Source organism: Intestinibacter sp. (assembly GCF_051866655.1).
Classification (GTDB): Bacteria; Bacillota; Clostridia; order Peptostreptococcales; family Peptostreptococcaceae; genus Intestinibacter.
Genome location: NZ_JBJDXL010000232.1, coordinates 1 through 4,490 on the forward strand (window position 1 = coordinate 1; position 4,490 = coordinate 4,490).

Sequence of the window (4,490 nt, forward strand, 5' to 3'; positions counted from 1 at the left end):
GCTAAGTAAATTATAGCATACTTTTGCTTCTTTATCCTCTATAAACTACTTTACCTTCGCTTATTGTGTATTTTATTTTTCCATCTAAAATTTCGCCTATAAATGGTGTATTTTTTGATTTAGATGCAAAGTCCTTTACTTCCCATTTTTCATCTTCATTGAATATTACTATATCGGCAAAAGCTCCTTCTTTTATAAATCCTCTGTCTAGCTTGTATAGCTTAGCAGGATTTATAGTCATCTTTTCTAGTAAGTGCATTAAATCTAAGTGGCCTGTTTTAACTAGGTTAGTTACACCAAGACCTAGAGATGTTTCAAGTCCTGTTATACCACTTGGACATAGTGTAAGCTCTTTTTGTTTTTCTTCTTCAGAATGTGGTGCGTGGTCAGTAGCTATTATCTCTATAGTATCGTCTTTAAGGCCTTCTATTATAGCTAATCTATCTTGTTCTGTTCTAAGTGGAGGATTCATCTTCGCAAGTGATCCGTGTTTTAAAACTGCATCCTCAGTCAATGTAAAGTGGTGTGGACTCGCCTCTGCAAATACATTTGCTCCTAGAGATTTTGCAAATCTAACAGTATCGACAGCAGTCTTTGAGCTTATATGCTGAATATTTACTTTAGCACCTGTTTCTAACGCTATCATTACGTCTCTTGAAACCATTACATTTTCAGCTAAGCTAGTAGCTCCTCCTTCTAGTCCTAGAGCCTTTGATACCTTACCGTCATTTACGCCAGCCTTTGTTATGAAAGAAGGATTTTCTTCATGTAGACTTATAGGTACGTCTAATTCTTTAGCCTTTTTCATAGCCTCGTAAAGTACAGTAGTATGCTTTATAGGGATACCATCGTCTGTAAATCCTACAGCACCATTTTGTAGCATTTCTTCAAAGTCTACAAGCTCTTTTCCTTTAAGCCCTTTTGTAACTGTAGACGCTTGAAGTACATTTATATCAGCTTCCTTGGCCTTGTCTAATACGTATTTTAGAGTTTCTACATTGTCTACTACAGGCTTTGTATTTGCCATACATACTACAGTTGTAAATCCGCCCTTTGCAGCAGCCTTCGCACCTGTTATTATGTCCTCTTTGTAAGTAAGTCCTGGATCTCTAAAGTGTACATGTATATCTATAAGCCCTGGAGATACTACACATCCTGATGCATCGATTACTTCGTCAAAGCCTTCTTCCTTTATATTTTTAGCTATTTGTTTTACTTTGTCATTTTCAATAGCTATATCTACTATCTCATCTCTCTTAGAAAGTGGGTCTATTAATCTTCCATTTTTTATTAAAATCATAATCTTCTTTAGCAGTTTATCTACTAAATACTCCTTTCTACAGTTTTATATATTTTTATATAATATTTTACATTATTTTATAGATTATTTCATTTATTTTATCAATTTAAAAAATATATTTTGCTTTATATAAATCGCCTTTTGAGGACATAATTCATGGCAGCAATAGCATCTAATGCAGTTTTTTAAATCTATCTTTGGACCATCTTTTGTCATCTTTATGACTTTAGCAGGACAGACTTCTCTGCATTTTCCGCATTTTATACATTCATTTGTCTTTACTACTGGCTTTGGAGTTATTATTTTATCTATTATATCTCCAATCGGCTTTGGAAATTTTAGCGATAAAAGCCTAAAGTCAGAGCTTGTAACAGGTATTTTAAAATCCTTTATAACTAAGCTCTCTATATCATCGCCTATAAATTCTATATCTGAAAAATCATTTTTTATTAAATTTCTTTTTATAGATCCTCTAACTGTACCTACTTTATTTGGATCTAAATTTATCAGCTTGCATCCAGCTATGTCTAGTGCATATGGACTATCAGAAGCTAGAAGTACATTTGCATTTCTAACATCCCCTGCTGTAGGACCTTCTCCCTCCATAGCGTATATACCATCCATTATTGTAAGCGAAGGATTTATGTACTGACATATATCTAATAATACATTTTCACAAAACTCCTCCTCTTTTTTAAATCTATGGTGGATTTCCGCCTTTTGAATTCCGACTATAACTCCGTATAAATTTTTAACTCCTCCTGTGTACTTTGCCATTTTATGAGTTTTTAATTTACACAAATTTATAACATGGTCGACCTTTGTTATAGGAGTAATTATCTTCATAGTTTTTAAATACTTAGCCTCCCCATTATGTACTTCTGTTTCAGATGCATCGTAATTTAGCTCTACATCTAGATCTTTGACTGCATCAGATATACCACATACATCGTAAATTCCCTTTAATATGCTTTTGCTATAAGGTCCTCCAGGGCTTTCAGCTATCACGACCTTGCAATTTAGCTTTAAAAGCTCCTCACATAAAATTCTAACTAAAACAGGGTGAGTTGTAGCTCCCTCCTCTGGAGATTTTTTTATAACTAAATTCGGTTTTATAAGCACCCTACTACCTCTTCTAATAAATTTCTCAATCCCACCTATATCATCCATCAATTTTTCAAATGACGCCCTAACGACATCGTAATTGTAGCTGTCGCATTTTCTTATACTTACTTGTTTCATATTACACCTTCAATCTCTCTATTAATATTAATCGCAAAAATAAATCCCACTAATCATGTTACTGGGATTTATTAATAATTATACATTTTTTTGACATACTTTTAATATAACTTTGCAGTTTTTAATTTCTACATCGTAATTACTATGAAGCTCATTTGGCACTATGCTCTTTGCTATTCCATTTTCATCTATCTCGTAATCTTCATCATATAAGTTGAAAAACTCTACGTATTCCTCCTGGCTTGGAAGATCTATATCTCCATCCATGTGGCTTAACTCTAAATACGTATATATAGCGCTTTCTATTCTACCAATTAAATTATCTTGGCATTTTTTATCTAATTCTTCAAATTTCAATGTATAATCCTCCCTTTATATAAATTAAACCTCCCCTACAGTATAAATACTATAAAGAAGGTTTTTATAGTCAACTAAATCTATTTTGCCCCTTTACCAAATCCACAATTAGGGAATGTACATACTTTACAGTTTAAGCATAATCCACCTAATCCTAAATCAGCTAGATCATCAGCAGTTATCATATCGTCTGCCATTATTCTAGGAAGAACTAAATCGAATATAGTTCTAGCAGCGTACATTACACATCCTGGAAGACCTACTATTGGAACTTGTTTTCCATCCTTTTCATAATAAGCTATTAAAAGCATAGCTCCTGGAAGAACTGGTGCTCCATAAGAAACTATTCTAGCTCCTGTAGCCTTTATAGCTCCTGGTGTCTTATCGTCTGGGTCTACACTCATACCACCTGTACATAGTACTAATTCAGCACCTTGGTCTATATAATCTAAAACTGATTTTGTTATTTTTTCCATATCGTCGTTTACTATAACTTGACCCATTATATCTGCGTCAAATGCTTTTACCTTGTCCATTACGACAGGACCAAAAGTATCTTTTATTCTTCCATAATACACTTCATTTCCAGTTGTAACTATGCCGACTTTTTTCTTTTTATATGGAAGTAGCGATAGTATAGGTTCGTCTCCAGCTACTTCTTTAGCCTTTTCCATTTTTTCTTGTTCTATTAAAAGAGGTATTATTCTTGTTCCAGCAAGCTTATCACCCTTTTTAACCATTGTATTTGTATGTCTAGTAGCTATCATCATTTCTCCTAGACTGTTTACTGCTTTTAATCTATCTACATCTATTTTTAAAAGACCATCTGCATCTGCGATAATCTCGATTTTACCCTCTTTAACAGGTGTTTCAGTCATATTTTCATTTAAACATATATCTCTAAGGTATTCTGCAGCTTCATTTTCATGAAGAATACCTTCTGTTTTTTCCCAAATATAAAGATTATCCTTACCTAAAGATAGTAAAACAGGAATATCTTCCTCTGTCACTATATGACCCTTTCTAAAAGCTGTATCCTTCTTTACATCCTTTATTATTTGGACTATATCGTGGCAAAGAACATGTCCAACAGCATCTTGAGTTTTTACACATTTCATTCAACATCACCCTCAACTTTCAAAACTATTTTCGTAATTTACATTGTTTTAATTTATGACTGTCTATAATGTCTACTTAATATTAAAAAATTTCACTTTAGTTTTAAAAGAAAATTATATCTTTAGACAAAGAAAAATCTTCTTTAAACAGCAGAAGATTTCTAAAAAATCTCCTTTCCAACAGGAGGCATATTCATTTCTAAATATACCCTAACGTTTTAACATTCATAGCAAAATAGCCTTAGAATACTAAAATCGGAGAAATCGTTTAACATTTGTATATTTGATTAAATAGTAGCATTTTAACTATAATTTGTCAATTTAATCGCAAATATTCAATATCTATACACAAAAATACAAAATATTAAACTAAATTCATGTTGAAACAGACAAAACTATACATATAAATTGATATTTTACCAACAAATATACATATATTTGTAGTATAATTTATATATATTTTACTTTTTATT

Annotated in this window: 4 protein-coding genes and 1 riboswitch; all 4 genes read right to left on the reverse strand. The window is 32.1% G+C overall.

The genetic code is table 11. The features are described from left to right. Positions 1-31 precede the first annotated feature (31 nt). On the reverse strand, positions 32-1,300 hold the full coding sequence (locus ACI3VO_RS06930; protein WP_439757206.1) for a dihydroorotase: 1,269 nt from the start codon (positions 1,298-1,300) through the stop codon (positions 32-34). Positions 1,301-1,393: 93 nt separating this feature from the next. After that, a complete protein-coding gene (locus ACI3VO_RS06935) occupies positions 1,394-2,542 on the reverse strand; it encodes a DUF362 domain-containing protein (RefSeq protein ID WP_439757207.1) in 1,149 nt (382 codons plus the stop codon). A gap of 78 nt (positions 2,543-2,620) precedes the next feature. Beyond that, entirely contained in the window at positions 2,621-2,899 is a 279-nt protein-coding gene (locus ACI3VO_RS06940) for a hypothetical protein (RefSeq protein ID WP_439757208.1), read from the reverse strand. A gap of 80 nt (positions 2,900-2,979) precedes the next feature. Further along, on the reverse strand, positions 2,980-4,017 hold the full coding sequence (locus ACI3VO_RS06945; RefSeq protein WP_439757209.1) for a molybdopterin-binding protein: 1,038 nt from the start codon (positions 4,015-4,017) through the stop codon (positions 2,980-2,982). Between the two features lie 154 nt (positions 4,018-4,171). After that, positions 4,172-4,290: riboswitch (molybdenum cofactor riboswitch) on the reverse strand. Between the last annotated feature and the right edge of the window lie 200 nt (positions 4,291-4,490).